The organism is Pasteuria penetrans (assembly GCF_900538055.1).
GTDB lineage: Bacteria > Bacillota > Bacilli > Thermoactinomycetales > Thermoactinomycetaceae > Pasteuria > Pasteuria penetrans.
On sequence record NZ_UZAC03000001.1, the window covers coordinates 1,016,092 to 1,032,025 of the forward strand.

Annotated in this window: 18 protein-coding genes; 10 read left to right on the forward strand and 8 right to left on the reverse strand. The window is 48.1% G+C overall.

What is annotated here, in order from left to right:
• Positions 1–90 precede the first annotated feature (90 nt).
• Positions 91–1,428 (forward strand): IS256 family transposase, encoded by a 1,338-nt coding sequence (locus tag PPRES148_RS04100; protein ID WP_149453363.1) that lies wholly within the window; start codon positions 91–93, stop codon positions 1,426–1,428.
• 249 nt (positions 1,429–1,677) lie between these two features.
• Here PPRES148_RS04100 and PPRES148_RS04105 read toward each other — a convergent pair whose 3' ends face one another.
• The 4 genes from PPRES148_RS04105 to PPRES148_RS04120 all read right to left on the reverse strand — a co-directional run bounded on the left by PPRES148_RS04105 (position 1,678) and on the right by PPRES148_RS04120 (position 5,624).
• Positions 1,678–2,697, reverse strand: a complete 1,020-nt coding sequence (locus PPRES148_RS04105; RefSeq protein WP_187820564.1) for a CPBP family intramembrane glutamic endopeptidase — start codon at positions 2,695–2,697, stop codon at positions 1,678–1,680.
• A gap of 286 nt (positions 2,698–2,983) precedes the next feature.
• On the reverse strand, positions 2,984–3,190 hold the full coding sequence (locus PPRES148_RS04110; protein WP_149453365.1) for a hypothetical protein: 207 nt from the start codon (positions 3,188–3,190) through the stop codon (positions 2,984–2,986).
• Between the two features lie 307 nt (positions 3,191–3,497).
• Positions 3,498–4,628 (reverse strand): phosphotransferase, encoded by a 1,131-nt coding sequence (locus PPRES148_RS04115; RefSeq protein WP_187820565.1) that lies wholly within the window; start codon positions 4,626–4,628, stop codon positions 3,498–3,500.
• A 57-nt stretch (positions 4,629–4,685) separates the two neighbouring features.
• A complete protein-coding gene (locus PPRES148_RS04120; RefSeq protein WP_149453367.1) occupies positions 4,686–5,624 on the reverse strand; it encodes a LysM peptidoglycan-binding domain-containing protein in 939 nt (312 codons plus the stop codon).
• 442 nt (positions 5,625–6,066) lie between these two features.
• On the opposite strand from PPRES148_RS04120, the gene PPRES148_RS04125 reads away from it, so the two are divergent.
• Positions 6,067–6,408, forward strand: coding sequence for a hypothetical protein (locus PPRES148_RS04125; protein WP_149453368.1), 342 nt, complete (start codon positions 6,067–6,069; stop codon positions 6,406–6,408).
• Positions 6,409–6,435: 27 nt separating this feature from the next.
• Here the strand turns inward: PPRES148_RS04125 and PPRES148_RS04130 are convergent, their stop codons facing one another.
• Both PPRES148_RS04130 and PPRES148_RS12850 read right to left on the reverse strand, forming a co-directional pair.
• Positions 6,436–6,615, reverse strand: coding sequence for a hypothetical protein (locus PPRES148_RS04130; RefSeq protein ID WP_149453369.1), 180 nt, complete (start codon positions 6,613–6,615; stop codon positions 6,436–6,438).
• 304 nt (positions 6,616–6,919) lie between these two features.
• Positions 6,920–7,042 carry a hypothetical protein gene (locus tag PPRES148_RS12850; protein WP_281289912.1) on the reverse strand — a complete coding sequence of 41 codons (123 nt, stop codon included), beginning with the start codon at positions 7,040–7,042 and terminating at the stop codon, positions 6,920–6,922.
• Positions 7,043–7,493: 451 nt separating this feature from the next.
• Here PPRES148_RS12850 and PPRES148_RS04135 point away from each other — a divergent pair, with 451 nt between their 5' ends.
• Positions 7,494–7,928 (forward strand): hypothetical protein, encoded by a 435-nt coding sequence (locus tag PPRES148_RS04135; RefSeq protein ID WP_149453370.1) that lies wholly within the window; start codon positions 7,494–7,496, stop codon positions 7,926–7,928.
• Between the two features lie 104 nt (positions 7,929–8,032).
• On the opposite strand, the gene PPRES148_RS04140 is transcribed toward PPRES148_RS04135, so the two are convergent.
• Positions 8,033–8,314, reverse strand: coding sequence for a hypothetical protein (locus PPRES148_RS04140; protein WP_149453371.1), 282 nt, complete (start codon positions 8,312–8,314; stop codon positions 8,033–8,035).
• Positions 8,315–9,354: 1,040 nt separating this feature from the next.
• On the opposite strand from PPRES148_RS04140, the gene PPRES148_RS04145 reads away from it, so the two are divergent.
• Genes PPRES148_RS04145 through tadA form a run of 3 tightly spaced genes read left to right on the forward strand, consistent with a single transcriptional unit; the run spans position 9,355 to position 11,528 of the window.
• Positions 9,355–10,164, forward strand: a complete 810-nt coding sequence (locus PPRES148_RS04145; RefSeq protein WP_149453372.1) for a metal ABC transporter ATP-binding protein — start codon at positions 9,355–9,357, stop codon at positions 10,162–10,164.
• Positions 10,165–10,173: 9 nt separating this feature from the next.
• Positions 10,174–11,064, forward strand: coding sequence for a metal ABC transporter permease (locus PPRES148_RS04150; RefSeq protein ID WP_149453373.1), 891 nt, complete (start codon positions 10,174–10,176; stop codon positions 11,062–11,064).
• On the forward strand, positions 11,031–11,528 hold the full coding sequence (gene tadA, locus PPRES148_RS04155; protein ID WP_425468237.1) for a tRNA adenosine(34) deaminase TadA: 498 nt from the start codon (positions 11,031–11,033) through the stop codon (positions 11,526–11,528). The genes PPRES148_RS04150 and tadA overlap by 34 nt, the downstream gene beginning before the upstream one ends.
• Positions 11,529–12,219: 691 nt before the next feature.
• Here tadA and PPRES148_RS04160 read toward each other — a convergent pair.
• On the reverse strand, positions 12,220–12,471 hold the full coding sequence (locus PPRES148_RS04160) for a hypothetical protein (protein ID WP_149453374.1): 252 nt from the start codon (positions 12,469–12,471) through the stop codon (positions 12,220–12,222).
• A gap of 855 nt (positions 12,472–13,326) precedes the next feature.
• Between PPRES148_RS04160 and PPRES148_RS04165 the strand changes: the two genes are divergently transcribed.
• From PPRES148_RS04165 to PPRES148_RS12255, 4 genes are all read left to right on the forward strand, one after another.
• Positions 13,327–14,658: a hypothetical protein gene (locus tag PPRES148_RS04165; protein WP_149453375.1), complete on the forward strand. Its 1,332-nt coding sequence runs from the start codon at positions 13,327–13,329 to the stop codon at positions 14,656–14,658.
• Positions 14,659–15,004: 346 nt separating this feature from the next.
• Entirely contained in the window at positions 15,005–15,139 is a 135-nt protein-coding gene (locus tag PPRES148_RS12855; RefSeq protein ID WP_281289913.1) for a hypothetical protein, read from the forward strand.
• Between the two features lie 66 nt (positions 15,140–15,205).
• On the forward strand, positions 15,206–15,379 hold the full coding sequence (locus tag PPRES148_RS10940) for a hypothetical protein (RefSeq protein ID WP_187820365.1): 174 nt from the start codon (positions 15,206–15,208) through the stop codon (positions 15,377–15,379).
• A 349-nt stretch (positions 15,380–15,728) separates the two neighbouring features.
• Positions 15,729–15,884, forward strand: coding sequence for a hypothetical protein (locus PPRES148_RS12255; RefSeq protein WP_223127936.1), 156 nt, complete (start codon positions 15,729–15,731; stop codon positions 15,882–15,884).
• The last annotated feature ends 50 nt before the right edge of the window (positions 15,885–15,934 follow it).

Genomic DNA, 15,934 nt, shown 5'->3' on the forward strand with positions numbered 1-15,934 from the left:
AGGGAAATACAAGACAAGAGTGGGGAAATGTATAGAGGACAACCGCTTGGTTTCTGAAATGAAAAACTTAATATAGGAAAGGTTGGTTTTATGATTCCAATTGACTTGGATATAGACAGAATGGAAAAAAGGATAGAAGAACGTATACAACATTACGAACAGAAAGGATTATCGCTTCAGGAATCCATCCCCCATGTAGTGGAAGAGATCGAGGAAGATTCTGAATGGGCTCCTGGTCCCATGGGGAGGGCTTATACTTTTATAGCCAATTATCAGTTTAAAAAACAAATTTTAGGTGGCCGGGGGAAACACCAAAGGGGTCCCGATTTCCCAAAAGTAGACCGAAATGGTTATAAAAAACGTAAAAAACGCACCAGCAAAGGAATTGTGGTTTACTATGACCCCCAGCCAAGAAAAGGGCATTTCCGATCTGCGGTTACTAAACCCTACAAAAAATATACGAAGTCGTGTATAGATATTCTTTCCTCCTTACGTAAGGCCGGTATGTCCATAAAAAAAATATCCGAATTGTCGAATGATATTCTGCGATCAAAAATCTCACGCTCCACTGTGTCAAGATTACTTATGGGACATCTAAAGGAAGAGAATAGAGGATTCAATGAGGAACCCATAAGAAACCCGCATGAAATTAGGACCGTAAAGGTGGATGCTTACTACAAACCCGTTCGTGGATTCGGGAAAGTAGCTGTCTATGTCATAAAAGCGAGTAGGAAAAATACATCAGGGATAAAAACAGATGAGGTTTTATCAAGTTTGGTAAATCCCCCCGAAACAGCTGAAACTTGGTATGAAGCCCTCCAAAATGTTTACGACCGTGGTTTACGGATGGGTCCTGATACCCTTTTTATTGCTGATGGTCATAAGGGAATCAGAAAGGCGCTGAGCCAAGTATATCCCGAAGCAGGTTTTCAAGGGTGTCAATTCCACAAAATGGTGAATCTTTACCAGGCCTTCAGAAAGGATAGACCGAGAAAAAAAGGAGTGAAGTGGGAACCCATCCGAAGCCGGATTTATCAAGATATTTTTCATGTTCTTGGCAAAAAAGAGGCCCTTCATGGCTTGATACGTTTTAGTGATGACTATCAATCCAAGTTGCCCAAGCTCGTTGAAGGTCTATGGGCTTCCTTTGATGATGTGACAACGTATCTCGATTACGACCTAGCGGATGCTATTCAGAATCGTACAACGGGTTCCTTAGAGAGAAATCACAGAGAGGCCAGACGTTATACGAATGGAGTGAGCTGTTATCCTACCCTTGATTCATTCCAAAGGGTGATTGATTCCGTGTATAAAAATTTCAACTTAGAGCAGGCAAAGAAACTTAGTGGGATGGATAATCACTCTGTGTCCGCATGGGTGCTGGGAGAATTCGCTATCCCTGCCATGTATCCCCTATCTTCACACTAAAAAAAGAATATTCTTACATTTATTTTCAGGAAAACCAACCTACCCTGAGTATGGGTATGGCTTCCATTTTTTTACATAATTGCCATTTACAGTAATTTTTTATGTTTTATTATAATTTTTAAATTATTGTGTAATTTTAACTTTTATTATGTATGTCAATGGTTATAATTCATTACGATGATATGATTTCCGAAGGATGGGGAACCCAAGAAAGTCAACCAGGGGGAGATTACAACCGAAAAAGGGATATCACCATATTTTTCCCATTAAACCCATAGCAACTACAGTATTAGCAACGAAGTTATGTAAAGCATGCAATCCTATAGACAACCAGATCGAGTACCGGCTTGCAGCCCAACCGTACAATAGTGAGTTCAAAAAAACACCGAGGAGTCCATACCATCCATAATGACTATGTGCCATAGTAAACAAAATACTGGTAATCCAAATACCCACACGCGGTTGGAACGCACCCCGAAAAAATAACTCCTCCCCAATCGCTGGTGCAATTGCTAGTAGGATCAGGGTCGACCAACCTAAGGGCGGAAGGGGGAAAAATCCAGACTCACCGGTTTCGAGAAAGAAATGAGCTATGGTCAGCATAAACCCAACACAAACACCCTTGAAAAGAGCAACCCATAAAATCCCTTTTTTTGTGGGTTGCCTATGAAGCCCTAGCCGAATTAGTGTTTCCCGCCCATTACGGGTACTACCACCCCCTACGGCGAGAATCGCAAGCAACACATAGGAAAGTTTACTAAATAGGATCACCTGATGATGGGTCATAAAATCCCAAAAATCAGTGATGGTCATGGGCGGTTGTAGAGACTTGGTACTTATGAAATCAATGAGGCAAGAAAACATCCACCATACCGCAACACGATGAGTGTATAGTTGGGGATCCAGGTGTACTTTGGGCATTACATAGGATCGAAGCGCTGGCCACACGAAAAACGCACCCAAGGATAGATAGAGAATCACAAGACCATAAAAGGGCAACTGCTTGACTATAGGCATATGAAAAAAGTTCTCAGGCGACGACCACTTCTTGATGGCAGCAAACACAACTCCGGGTACCTTATATCCGACCCAAGCCACATATAGGGCTGCTAAGAAAATGTTCTTACCCCAGCGTTGGAACCATTCCCGGCGAAAACTATGGTTCAGTACCCTTGTATGTTGAACGGGGTTGAATCCCGTAACTAAAACAATAAGTGATGCCTCGAGCAAAATTTGTACTGGAAAAGGTATCGTGATCCATTGCGACATGACTCCAACCACCCTAATGATTTCCTCTGTCCCCATACCTGTAATGGTGAAAAAAATGTCAGACGATTGGGGGTATTTGTAAAGCAACCGATGGGAAAGGAAAACGGAGGACCGAAATGGGAAGGGAAAAACATACCACCCCCTCGATCCATTCGAGGGGGATTTTATAGGGAAGACCAAGCCGACGACCAGCTTTTACCCTACAACCTAGAAAGCCCCCTTACAGGCATGTTCCTGTAATTTTTTTGAGTGATTACAGGAATCATTCCTCCTACTTTCTTAAATCTTAGTTATTATTGATCACAATGTCACCACAGCCAGAAAGACCCACCGCCGAACCTATGAGTATAGCAGCACCAGCAACCACGGGCAAAAATGGTTTGGCCGATGCGGTATTAGGACCAGCTACGGAGGAAGCAACCAGTACCGTAGACAACATCAGTATGGTAGTGATCCGTATTTTTCTTCCCAATATTCCGAACCCTTTCATCACAAAATACTCCCTATTTTTAGAATATTAAGTTATAATCCGCATGCACTCGAACGGAACCCCACTATAGCAAACCTTTATATGATCCATATCCAACTCATACACAAACTTTCCCCTATCATCCTCCTGCACCTCTCCCCCTATCATACCCTAACTCTCTGGGCCCTTTCCTCATCCCACCCTGAGGAGGACCAACATGTGCAAATCCCTGTTAACCCCCATATAGATGTACAGGGGCGATTTTCCCATCCTTACTCCCTCATAAATCGCCTAGGAAGAACCCCCCACCCACAAACCCAAAGAAGATATCCTATCCCCTCCTACCCAGGCGAGAACGGGAAGACCAAAGGGACCGCACCATAGATTGCAACTGATCAAGATAATACAATTCCGATTTCCAAATCGATTCTAGGGATTTTTCCAACGTCCCCTTGGACGCCCCTCCCACCATAGAATAACTCACCTCCACAGGTTTTGAATCTCCCGTCGGAAGGGGTTGTTGGGAACTCCCAGCAGTGCCCTGCGGGGCAGCACTAGGGGAAATCACCCGAGAACGTTTGTACCGTTTCGCAATCCTCTCCGGATAGGCGAGATAGATAGCCAACAATTTTTTCTCCCTGGAGCGCAAACGCCACTCCTCCTCATAAGCAGCCAGAAGGCGTTGGGGAACAGCCCCCCCTGATCGATCCGGTGAATAGCGGTGGAGAAGAAGGGCGAGATCCCGAACAGGGCTATCGAGACCACAATCATCAAAATCAACCCAATAGAAGGTGGTCTCTCCCTGCACAATATTACTGGAATGGATGCGGCGATGACAAAGTGTTTTACGTGGGGGCATACCCCTCTCCGCAGACAAAAACTTCTCCATACCACGAGTGGAGAAAGAGAAAGCCTGCTCCACTCGTGTTTTGTACATATCCCAAAGGGGACGGAGGGGGGATTCACCCGCAGGTTGCGATTGGGACTGATCGGCAGCCCAGGCCTGGTACTGCCTATTCCAACCCCGGAGGAAAGCCCTATCCGGGTACATAGCAAGGTCTTGGTAGTGTTTTACAAGGGGGGAGGCTATGCGGTGCATTTTCGCCAGGGAACGCGCAAGAACAGCACCGGACAAGGGACGATTTTTTTCGGGTGAGATGGATGCCTTCCAGGGGGTCAGATACCAATTCCCCTGGGGCGTGGGGGTAATGGATTTACCTTCGGAATTAGACAACGTAGGTAATACATGCGGATAACCATCCTGCCGAAGCCTCCGCAGAAAACTATGGATCGACAGGAGTCGATTCTTTGCTATGGTGGTAAACTTCAGAGCGTAGATTCCCTCATCAGCAACTATTTTATATAAATTCCCACTCTTCTGTATGTATCGAGGTGTACATCGGTAGTTCTGTAACACTTGTTGAACATGGGAAAATTCTGCTTTACATGGGGCACTCTGCACCAGAGTCACCCTCCTTCAGTAACCTATCCATAAGGACTCTCTACACAACCCGCCATGTCACGATGTCCCCGTAGGAACATAAAGCACCTGCCCCTCACTCAGTTCCCTTGTATCCAGACGATTACAATCCAACAATTGGCTTACCGATACGGAATAACGATTCGCTAGCTGATCCAGGGTATCCGACCGTTGCACAATGACCATCCGCATGGGGGTAAAGCTCTCCTCATGTTCCTTCAGCAACCAATGCAACCAAGAGGTAGGGTGGGTGACCGATGAATCCTCGGTTTCTTCTGTCATACCCTCCTCTCTTTCATCGCCCCGTTTCTCCAACGTAGTGGTAGGACCAGAAGATAATGTACCCTCCCCTTCATGGGCTGGGAATTCAGATCCCCCTGGTCCAGACGACCCCAGGGAACCATTGGATTCCCCCTCTTCCGCCGACGAGGGTTCCAAATCGGAATTCACGCATCCCATGACTGTAACGCTACGGGTGGGAGATGGATCCCCCGTATTTTCGGAAAGAGTACAACTGCTGGAGGGAATGGACAAGGAGGGCCCCTGCAGTCCCACAGGTTCCCCCGCCGTTTGTGGATGACTCCCATCCGGTACGAATCCATCCACTAGCAGAATAGCTTCGATCTGCAACTCTGTGGGAGATATCAACTGATAGTCAAAATGCTCAATCTCTGCTGTCATAAGTTGCACATTAGCACGGTTGGGAGGCAGAGTAATCTCCACCGGAACCGTATGCGATAGCTCCTGCGACGAAGATTCCAATTCCTCCTCGCCCCAAGGGTCTTGACTAGATCCCTCCGCCTCATAGGTCCCATGCAGACGGAGGGACCCCTCAATTCTTAGGTTGTTACCCTCATCATGAATCGAAACATCCGGATAAAGATCAAGCTCTACCAACGTACGAATCCCCGGTTGCCGTGCCGGGAGTTGCACCCTCTCAGAAATATCAAAACGCAACTGATGAAAAGAATTTTGCATGATCAGTTCCCCAGCCCTCCTTAGCCCTCCTCATGGAGTCTCCTACGCACCCCGAAATTCCCTATTCCATTCCGTTCCTGCCATCCCTCAATGATGGCGTAAAAGTCGATAGCAACGCATGTCAAATCGTACGGATCCACTGGAACGTCACCTTCCTAAAAAAGCCTACTCAATTTCCCTTTACCACATGACATCCAAAATTTCGCGTTTCCCCCCGCCGTACCCTATTATGTACCCCGTACAGTACCTACCTAGACGTACCCCGCTTGTACCCCAGGTGAACCCTTCCCCCGCTACAGTAAAGGAAATCAGCCACAATGAAGGGAAACGTTCATACTGATCTCATCGTTCTATGATGAAGTACCATTACATAGAGATATTTCTACCCGATTTGTGTCAGTAAGGTTATGTTCATAAGGGACAGGGGGCCCCCTTGTGAACCATGGATTCTTTCTACGTAGCGCATTTCCATGCGAGTAGAACCGATATTTCAACCAGGCCCCTCACAGAACCGGATTCTCCCGCGGGTTCGGCTTTTCCCACTCCACATAGATCCATGGTAATGGATCCCTATCCTTACTGTGTGAATTACAGGACTGGTATGAGTTCCCGTTGGATCTTTCCAGACCCACCCCAGGTGAACCACCCCATAGCTACCACGAGCCAGTCTGCCTCCGTGTGCAAAAGACTTCCTCGATATCCCCTCAATTTCTACGGCCTAGCCGACGATTGGGGCGCTGAACGTTTGCACGACAAGTTCCTAAGTACAAGGAGAAACCCGTAGTGTATTCCGCCCGTACATCGCATGCCCCTAGGACAGTGGATAGGTCTTCCTCCATAGCTTAATCCCGAGATAGGGATCCATACCCTTTGATTTCGAAATGACCCCCCCCTTTCTGATGCGTTCTCGGTTGGTTCCGATATGAACCCTCTTTTCGATGCGTCCTCGGTCGGTTCCGAAGGACCCCCCTTCCTGCCCCCAGTTCGGCACAGACCCCCAACATATAGTTATATTTGTTATAATAAATGATAATTTAACCAACACCAATTTTATAATAAATACTATTTTATGTAAATAAATATACACATTCCGAATCCCCCTCCATAACCCCTTCCCATCCATGGGATTCCCCCCGAACCCACATCATTCCCCACCACGCCCCGATTTCCCCCCTTGTACCTGGGACCACAACCGGGTAGGTCAGTTTCTTCATACCCGTCGATCCCATGAACAGGCACGCTTCCTTCAGGATCCCCCTTCCCCTGGGAGGGGGGGAGAAACCGTGGGGGGGTTCCTATCCCAAGGAGAGGACCCAAACGGCCATTGCATACCCCAATCCTATTGTAGAGGGGGAGAAACCGAGCCATAGCCAATGTTTTTTGTCATGCAACCCATGGAAAGGAAAAGAGTGATTCATTACGGTTGATCCTCCTGAACCCCTGGGGGAGAAAATTTCACACCCCGATCGACAGGTCATACTATGGCGATTCAATTCAGAAAAAACAGGGTTAAAGGGAATTCTCCCTTGATCACCATGGGTCACCGGGACCAGATCGTCCCTAGGGGGCACCCCCTGAAATCCTCATCGGGGGAATGATAAGGAAGGGAGGGCGGCGGGAACGATGATCTCGGGTAGAAAAAAAAGCACGCCCCGTCTTCTTCATCCGATAAGAATTAGGGAGACAAACAGGGATTCAAATCACAGGACGAGGAGAAGAAGGGAAGTAGAAGAAAAGGCCGCAAATGGGGAAAAACATGACATAGGTGAAAGTCTCTCATTATGGAGCTCTCCTTATCTAAGGGATCCCAAGGAACATAGTCGCAGAAGGGGACATAGGGGATACGGAAGGGGAGTCGAAAACCATACCATGAAAAATAAAAAAAAGAGGGCCCGTACCTCACAAAAAACGGACAGAATCCTCCGAGCCCTCTCTTCGCGAAAGTACGCGAGAAAACCTTATGTCAAGGGATTTTCCATCCCACAAGGAAAATACCAACTCCCCCTCCATTACACAGCGATCCTGATCAATCTCCCCCCTCCAGTGGTAAGAAAATTATTGAAAATAATAGGAGCAATCACAAAACAGTCGGGACCATGGAAGGGGGGAGGGAGGCTCCAAAGACGGTCTTCTTCCTCCCTACGGGGATGGAGGAAGAAGCATTTTCGACCCCCATTCTATAGCAGTAGTAGATCCTTCCCGGTAGTACATGATCCCCCCACTCAGGAACCCCTCTCTGAACGGAAAAAACCGGGAACAGGAGGGAGTAGTAGCACTGGCATGGGGGATAACGCCAATTCATGATCCCCTCGGAAGGGCCTAGGTAGACTCCAATGTTCCATGCGTCGTCCTCCACGGATTCCCCCCCGCCCATCCATTCTCTATCAAAATGGAACTCTTCCCACCTATCACCCACTATCCGTACGCCCTATACCCACAACATGAGGACGATGGGAAATTTGCAACCTACGGACCAATCCCAAGAAACCATCACTCCCTGCACCTAGCTTGGCGCGCACACAATAGGCCGTAGTAGAGAGGTGTATCCTGACGCAAGGACAAGGATAAAAGAACCAGCGCCGTATACCTATTGTGAGTTCCCGTGTGGGTTGATGGTAAGGAATTGCGAGCACATCCGGTTCGTTTTTGTAACCCATGGAAGGAAAACCATCCGTGGTGCATAAACCCATCCATGGATCCCCTCATAGTCCACCTGTTTTGCGATCTTGTCGCGAGTCCATTCTCCCCCACTCCCCCCTACGTAAATCTTTCATTGCGAATGTTTCCGTGGTTAGCATACAATGGAAGAAAGTCCTCGTACCAGGGGATGAAGAGTGGATACGGTGGTACATCCCCCCTGCAATTTCTGGGAATGAAAGTGGGGAGTGTGAAGATTTTTTAATCCCACTCCTTCTACCATGGATCTTGGGTTGCAATCACCCCCGAAATCAAAGGATTCCTTGGCACTGTGAAGGACTCGTGGACTGTCGTGATCCCCTTGGAGCATCACCCCTTGGGGATCCGTTTTTTTCGGGTGAAACCCTGAGAAAAGGGATCTCCTCATCCCATCGGGCCCACAGTACGGCAACAGATCCTAGGTGGTGGTTCTATTCCCTGTTTTATGAAGGAATGGATTTTGGGGTTTGTTGTGGGATGAATACCCACGATTGGAACGTACAAGGGGGGGGGTTCCCCATGGGCCCGGGTTCACTTGGTCCGGGGACGCGGGTCATGATGGAATGTACTGAATACCAGTCGGACCCATCATGGGCCCTAACCTTGGGGTAATGGTAAAGAAAAATGGGTTTTGTCCCCAATGGATTCAGCCCGCAAGTCCCCTATGCAGGAGAGTAGGGATCCCAAATTATGATTCCAACGATGGGGCTAGATACCCCTTCCCCATAAAAAAACAGTCGTATGCTCCTATATTCTCACGCATCGTTAGGATCTACTACCTATGGATATCTGCTGTAGGGATGCATCTTTTGTGGGCAATCCCAAGCCCCTCCCCCTCCCATGGGCACAATGTCACCATTCATTTCTGTGACCCCATAGGGTAGGGAATCCTATGTACCCCAACTAGAGGGGATTGCCCCTATGATGAGGGCACAAATTCCTCCCTTTGTATGCGAGGGGACGTATCACACAAAAAAATGCCAACGGGATTCCCTCCACTGGAGGGAACGAAGTTTGAAACCCTTGGCAAAAGATTGGGAGGGTATAGACCTGGATGGAAGTGGATCGGCCACCGCGTTCTAATGTTCCCCCGCAAACGGGTATACCGGCTATTGAGGTTGAGAATGTTTCCTTCTCCTATGTCCGTGGTCGTGAAGTATTAAGGGATGTGAATCTTGCACTGGCAAGGGGGGATTTTCTAGCCCTAATGGGCCCCAATGGTTCGGGGAAATCGACGCTATTGAAACTGATCCTTGGCCTGTATAAGCCGCTTCGTGGTTCGATTGATCTCTTTGGTCAACCAACAAGGAAGCGAAAACAGGGTTGGCGGGTTGGTTACGTGAGTCAGACCGCCTTACGATTCAATCCCTCCTTTCCCGCAACGGTGCGGGAGGTTGTTGCCACAGGTTTGTGTGGTAAGCTGGGATTGTTCCATTCCATACCCCGCTGGGGGTGGGATTGTGTCGATGAAGCTTTGCAACAGGTGGGATTGGGGGAGGAGGGCAAACGAATGATGAGTGCCCTATCTGGAGGACAGCAACAGCGTGTGTTGATCGCCCGATCCCTGGTAGCGGATCCCGAATTGTTGATCCTGGACGAACCCACAATAGGAATTGACACGAAAACCACCGTGCAGTTCTATCAGCTGTTGCATCGTCTTCATCAGAAAAAAGGGGTGACCCTATTGTTGGTCACCCACGATATCGGTGTGATCTCTTCGACGGTTCAGAATGTGGCTTGTCTCAATCGTTCGCTCTTCTTTCATGGCAAACGGGAGGATTTCGCTGAAAATAAGGATATGTTGCTCTCACAAACGTATGGACATGCCGTTCGTGTTGTGGGGCATCAGCACCCGGGGGGCTGAGGTGAGTTTTTGGAAATCCTATCATGGATTCAGCAGGTGGTCGCACCACTTTGGCAGGAGAGCTGGGGGCAAAGGGCTTTGTTGGCGGGTTTCCTGGTAGGTTTGGCAGCCCCGTTGATTGGTGTTCATCTTGTTGTGAGACGTTTATCTATGTTTGCAGAGGCCCTGTCCCATCTTTCCCTAGTGGGGATTGCTGTTGGATTGGTATTGGAGAAGCAGGGGATGAGGAACTGGATTCCCCCCACGTTCTGGGGATTTCTTACCTCTGCAGCCGGTGCTTGGAGCGTAGAACGCATCCGTCGAAATCGCCAACAAGCTGCTTATCCAGAACTCATGATTCCGCTTTTACTGGCAGCGGGGGTTGGCTTGGGTGCAGTGCTTCTATATCAGGGTGGGAATATAGCAAGCCAGGCTTCGAGTTACTTGTTCGGGGGCCTCATAGCGGTGGATCGGGATGATTTGTTGTTGATCACGGTGGCCACAACGTGTACGGTTTTCTTTTGTACTTTTTTTGCCAAGGAACTCTTTGCGCTCTCGTTTGATGAGGAAAATGCGATACTTACGGGTGTGCGACGTGGTTTGGTACATGGTTTGTTACTTGTCATCACGGCCCTGGTAGTCTCTTCTTCGATCAGGGTGGCTGGGATTCTCCTGGCGCCAGCCTTGATGGTCGTACCTGTGGCTGCTAGTCTCGTCTGGGGTGGGGGATTCCGCCGGGTTCTGGTACGCTCCCTATTTTTCTCCGAACTTTCTGTATTCTTTGGTCTTATGGTAGCTAGTATATGGGATTGGCCCTCTGGGGGGGCCATTGCGCTCACTACCGTGGTCCTATTTTTATGCATGCGAATGATTCATGTCGGATGGCAATGGATACAGCAAAGGTTATGGACGAAGGTATGAGTGATTCCTTGCATCATCATTTCATGCGGTTGGCCCTGCAGGAGGCGGATGAGGCCGCGAGGCAAGGGGAGATCCCTGTAGGGGCTGTAGTAGTGCAGAATGAGCGCAACCTCCTAGCGCGAGGTCACAATCAGCGCGAGAAAGCCCAAGATCCCTTGGCCCATGCTGAAATGATAGTGATACGGCAAGCATCCCAACGATTGCAAAGTTGGCGTTTGTTGGATACCACGCTCTATGTAACCCTGGAGCCTTGCCCTATGTGTGCAGGGGCTATTTTGCAAGCTCGGATGGGGCGTCTGGTCTACGGTACGAGGGATCCTAAGGCGGGATGTGCGGGTACACTTTATAACCTGCTGGTGGATACCCGTTTCAACCATCAAACCCAGGTTACGGGGGGTATTTTGGCAGATTCTTGTGCACAACGCCTGCGTGATTTTTTTGCTACCTTACGACGAAGACTATAAAAAGGGGTGCGAATAGCCCCTTCCCATTTACGTTTATAAGTATTACTACCCAAAAATATGTTTATCGATATTGATATTGTGTAATAATATTTATAGAAATAAAATATACATATAGTCTATTAAGATGAACATAACAATCTAAAGTCAAGGTGCCTTCCTGGTACAATCGTCAATATAATTGGAAATCGATGCTCATTGGGATTATCCAGTTCATCCCAGGGTTTTTCTCCCTTATTATGTAAAATATTACTATCATAGTGCGGGACGGGATCTTCTAATATTTTTTTAAAAATTTTAAATTGTTAGATCGGTGCCACCTTCAGGAAATCTGCTGGTAAAACCGTCTATCCGGGGACTTTCTTATGTTTATGTTATTCCTTTTCTGAATCATACTATCAAAAAATATAGTCATCATATATGAAACAATTAGCATGAATGCCTGATTATATAACGTTGGTCTATGTTTATCTAGCCCCATTGTTTTAGTATTGTGAAACAGTGCTCTCCTAATGAACATTTTTTCATTAACTCTTACATCCCTCTGTTTGTAGTCGATAAAAATTCCCCTTTCGCAGTGGACTGGTGATGGAGTCCGGTGTTTTGGCTCTTCGCTTATTATATCCAGACGGTAATTTCAAACCGTGTTGTTTACATAATTCGAACAGATCATGTACGTCGTAAGCACTGTCTGCTACTTAGGCTCCCACATCCTAAGGTTGATATCCCGGGGATCAGTAAACCGGGCGGCTTCAACCTCGCCTAAATTTGCGGGGCCCATGGCCAATACCAACGGTATCCTGCCGTCCATGGTTGCCACCGCGGTTACCCCTATTCCCCTGTGAAAGCCCTTATAATTCCGAAGGGTGGCCGTATCTTTCGCCCGTCTACTTGTCGACACAATCACTTGATCCAGGAAAAGATATTTTTCCTTTATTTTCGACAATATAACCTTCTGATCCTCTTCACTAAGAAGTTCTAATAGGTTAAAAATTATTGTTTCTATATTTTTTACAATATATTTTTTACAATATATTTTTTAATTTTTTTATCATATAATGATCGACTAAAAACTTTCGTAATCCCTATAATATATCTTATAATTTTATTTCCATTTATAACCTTTTATATAAAATAATCATTAAAGAAAATTTTTATTTTTCTATATCAGGTTTAGAGCGGATCATAAACATTTGGAGCGGATTATAAACAATGATGGATGCATTTTTCCTATGTTTTTTTAGCCAATTGAATAGAGATGTTGTGAACGAATCTACAATAATATGAATAAATTGTTTATTAGAAAGTATAGGTATGATGTATTTCCTTAAGGAGGTACAGATGGGGAGGAGGCATGATCCGAACATATTAATATATTTATAAATATTTATAATAACTTAGGGGGGAGAATTGAATTCCGGAGACGTACATTCTGAACATAAATTGTCAAATCATTTCTCTTCATATCAAAACCATTAATTATATATAATAGCATTAGTTTGAAATTAACACGAACAAAAAATATGCTTCGGAATAATATGTAACATAGTAACATGAACATCCTAAATTACTAGAAATTTTCAATTCGATGTCACCTCTATTGCAATTGATATTTAAATAAAACAAAAAATATGATATTAAATTAAAAATGCTTTGTACCCCCGTTCTTGTATTAGGATACAATAAACCACATTTTGTCAATCCAACAAAAGCACAACTGAGTAACGTAACAAAATAGAAATTTCATAACGTTATAACGTTAGCTACTATGGATATTATCTGATTGAGGTGGTATGAGACTATGTCCAACCATGAATTACTACACCGCCCATGCTGCCCGTGCTGCTCATGCTGCCCACCAGGACCAACGAGTCCAACGGGACCAACATGTGTGTGCCCTCCAGGACCGCCGGGACCAGTAGGCCCACGGGGACCACAAGGACCACAGGGGCCACCAGGACCACCGGGGCCAGCGGGATCGACATGTGTATGCCCACCGGGTCCAACAGGACCACAGGGACCACAGGGACCGCAAGGACCAGCAGGAACACCGGGGGCAGCGGGACCAGCGGGACCAGCAGGTCCAGCGGGAACACCAGGGGCACCAGGACCAGCAGGACCTCCAGGGACACCAGGAACACCAGGAACACCAGGAGCACCGGGACCAGCAGGACCCCCAGGGACACCTGGGGCACAGGGACCGGCAGGAACACCGGGAACACCGGGTGCCCCAGGGGCAGCAGGTCCTGCGGGACCTGCTGGAGCAGCAGGAGCAGCAGGTCCCGCAGGAGCACAGGGAGCACCAGGACCAGCAGGGGCGGCAGGACCAGCAGGGGCAGCAGGTCCTGCGGGAGCACAGGGAGTACCAGGACCAGCGGGAGCGGCAGGACCAGCAGGGGCAGCAGGACCCCCAGGACCACAGGGGGTACCAGGACCAGCGGGAGCAGCAGGGGCAGCGGGACCAACGGGACCGCAAGGACCACAAGGACCACAAGGACCAACGGGACCGCAAGGACCACAAGGACCACAAGGACTAGCAGGCCAAAGAGGGGCTACAGGGGCCACAGGGGCTACAGGGCCAGTCCTAGCAACAGACGTTACTATAATTCCCAATAGTCCAGACAGCCCAGAATTGCAAGTATTGGCTCCGAATACTACAACACCGATTATCCTAAGAACTTCTAGCGGGACAATATATGGAAGTGGGGATATCATTGTTACCAATACCGATATCATATTGCCTAGGGCGGGTACCTATGTTGTGAGTTTTTCCCTGCAGGGTAGAATTGTCACAAATCTCCCTAACCGCGCTGGAGATATTAGAGCTTATATACTGCAATCCAACACTGGTGCATCCTTCACCCGGATACTGGGGATCAATGGTGATTCATTGGGTGTTGCTACTAATGCCGGCGTTCAACCCAATACCCCTAGCTCTGGTATCAGTAGCACAGGCTTGGCTTGTGTGAGTGATACAGGTGGAGGAAATTTAAGCAATATTCTACAATTAATAGTGGTTTGGGAATCCGGCCCTCCGTTGGAACCAACTCTTCCCACTGCTCTAAATGTATTGCTTTTTGAAACCGTTGTTACCGTATTTCAATATTCCACTAGTATTTGCACACTCCAGTAGTAGTAGGCTGGGATCTGTGTGTCGTGCTCTATGAGGGATGGGAGAGAGGCCCCCCGAAACCAGCAGGTGGTATATAGATTTCAAACCGCCCAGTGCTGTGTGTCAAGAAGTCGTTCAAGAGATGAAGGTTGCTCGGCCCTTCGTAACCGGCTGGTAGGTAACAGGTTACAAACCGCCTAGTGCTGCTGGGGTAAAGCGCCCTGGTAGTGAGCGATCTAGGAAAAGGCAGGGCATGACCCTGTCAGGTGGGAATCGGGGAGATCAGCGAAAGCGAACCGTTCGAAGACGCATCGAAAGGCGTAGTCCATGTCAAAACCGAGGTGGGGCACTAACGTCGGGATAAACCGTGGGGGACGACCTATCTTCTGCCCCGGCGGCATGCGGTGTACAGGCGGGATGTGTGTCAAGAAGTCGTTCAAGAGATGAAGGTTGCTCGGCCCTTCGTAACCGGCTGATAGGTAGCAGGTTACAAACCGCCTAGTGCTGCTGGTGTGGAAACACCCCGGTGGTGAGCGATCTGGGAAAAGGCAGGGCATGACCCTGTCAGGTGGGAATCGGGGAGATCAGCGAAAGCGAACCAGCCGAAGACGCATCGAAAGGTATAGTCCATGTCAAAACCGATGTGGGTCCCGAACGTCGGGATGAACCGTGGGGGATGACCTATCTACTGCCCCGGTGGCATGCGGTGTTCAGGCGGGATGAACCCGATTTAGGCTCTTGATCGGAACTTGAGAGATCGTCGTACGGCGTCTGGCTGTCGCCAGATGTATAAAGACCGAGGACAAACCGAGGTTCCGTGCACGAAGTCGGATCAGCTCATAGTAGTGAGGAAGCTTCTGTAATGGAAGTGGAGCGAAGGGGCTGACTCATCCTGCGGAGGACAGTTAGATGAGAACTTTAGCGGGAGATCCGCTGGAGGAGATCAAACGACAACTTTAGTGGAGATCCACTATAGGAGGTCACTGGAACCTCGGAGCAACATCCCCATAATCGAAGTAGGACCTAAAGGGTCTGAAGATTGGGATGGGATGAGAAGAGCCGGATGATGCGAGAGTATCATGTCCGGATCTGTGAGGGACTCGGCTGAAATGCCGGGTCTACTCGACGAACCCGATTTAGGCTCTTGGTCGGAACTTGAGAGATCGTCGTACGGCGTCTGGCTGTCGCCAGATGGAAAGACTGAGGATAAACCGAGGTTCCGTGCACGAAGTCGGATCAGCTCATAGTAGTGTGGAAGCTTCTGTAATGGAAGTGGAGCGAAGGGGCTGACTCATCC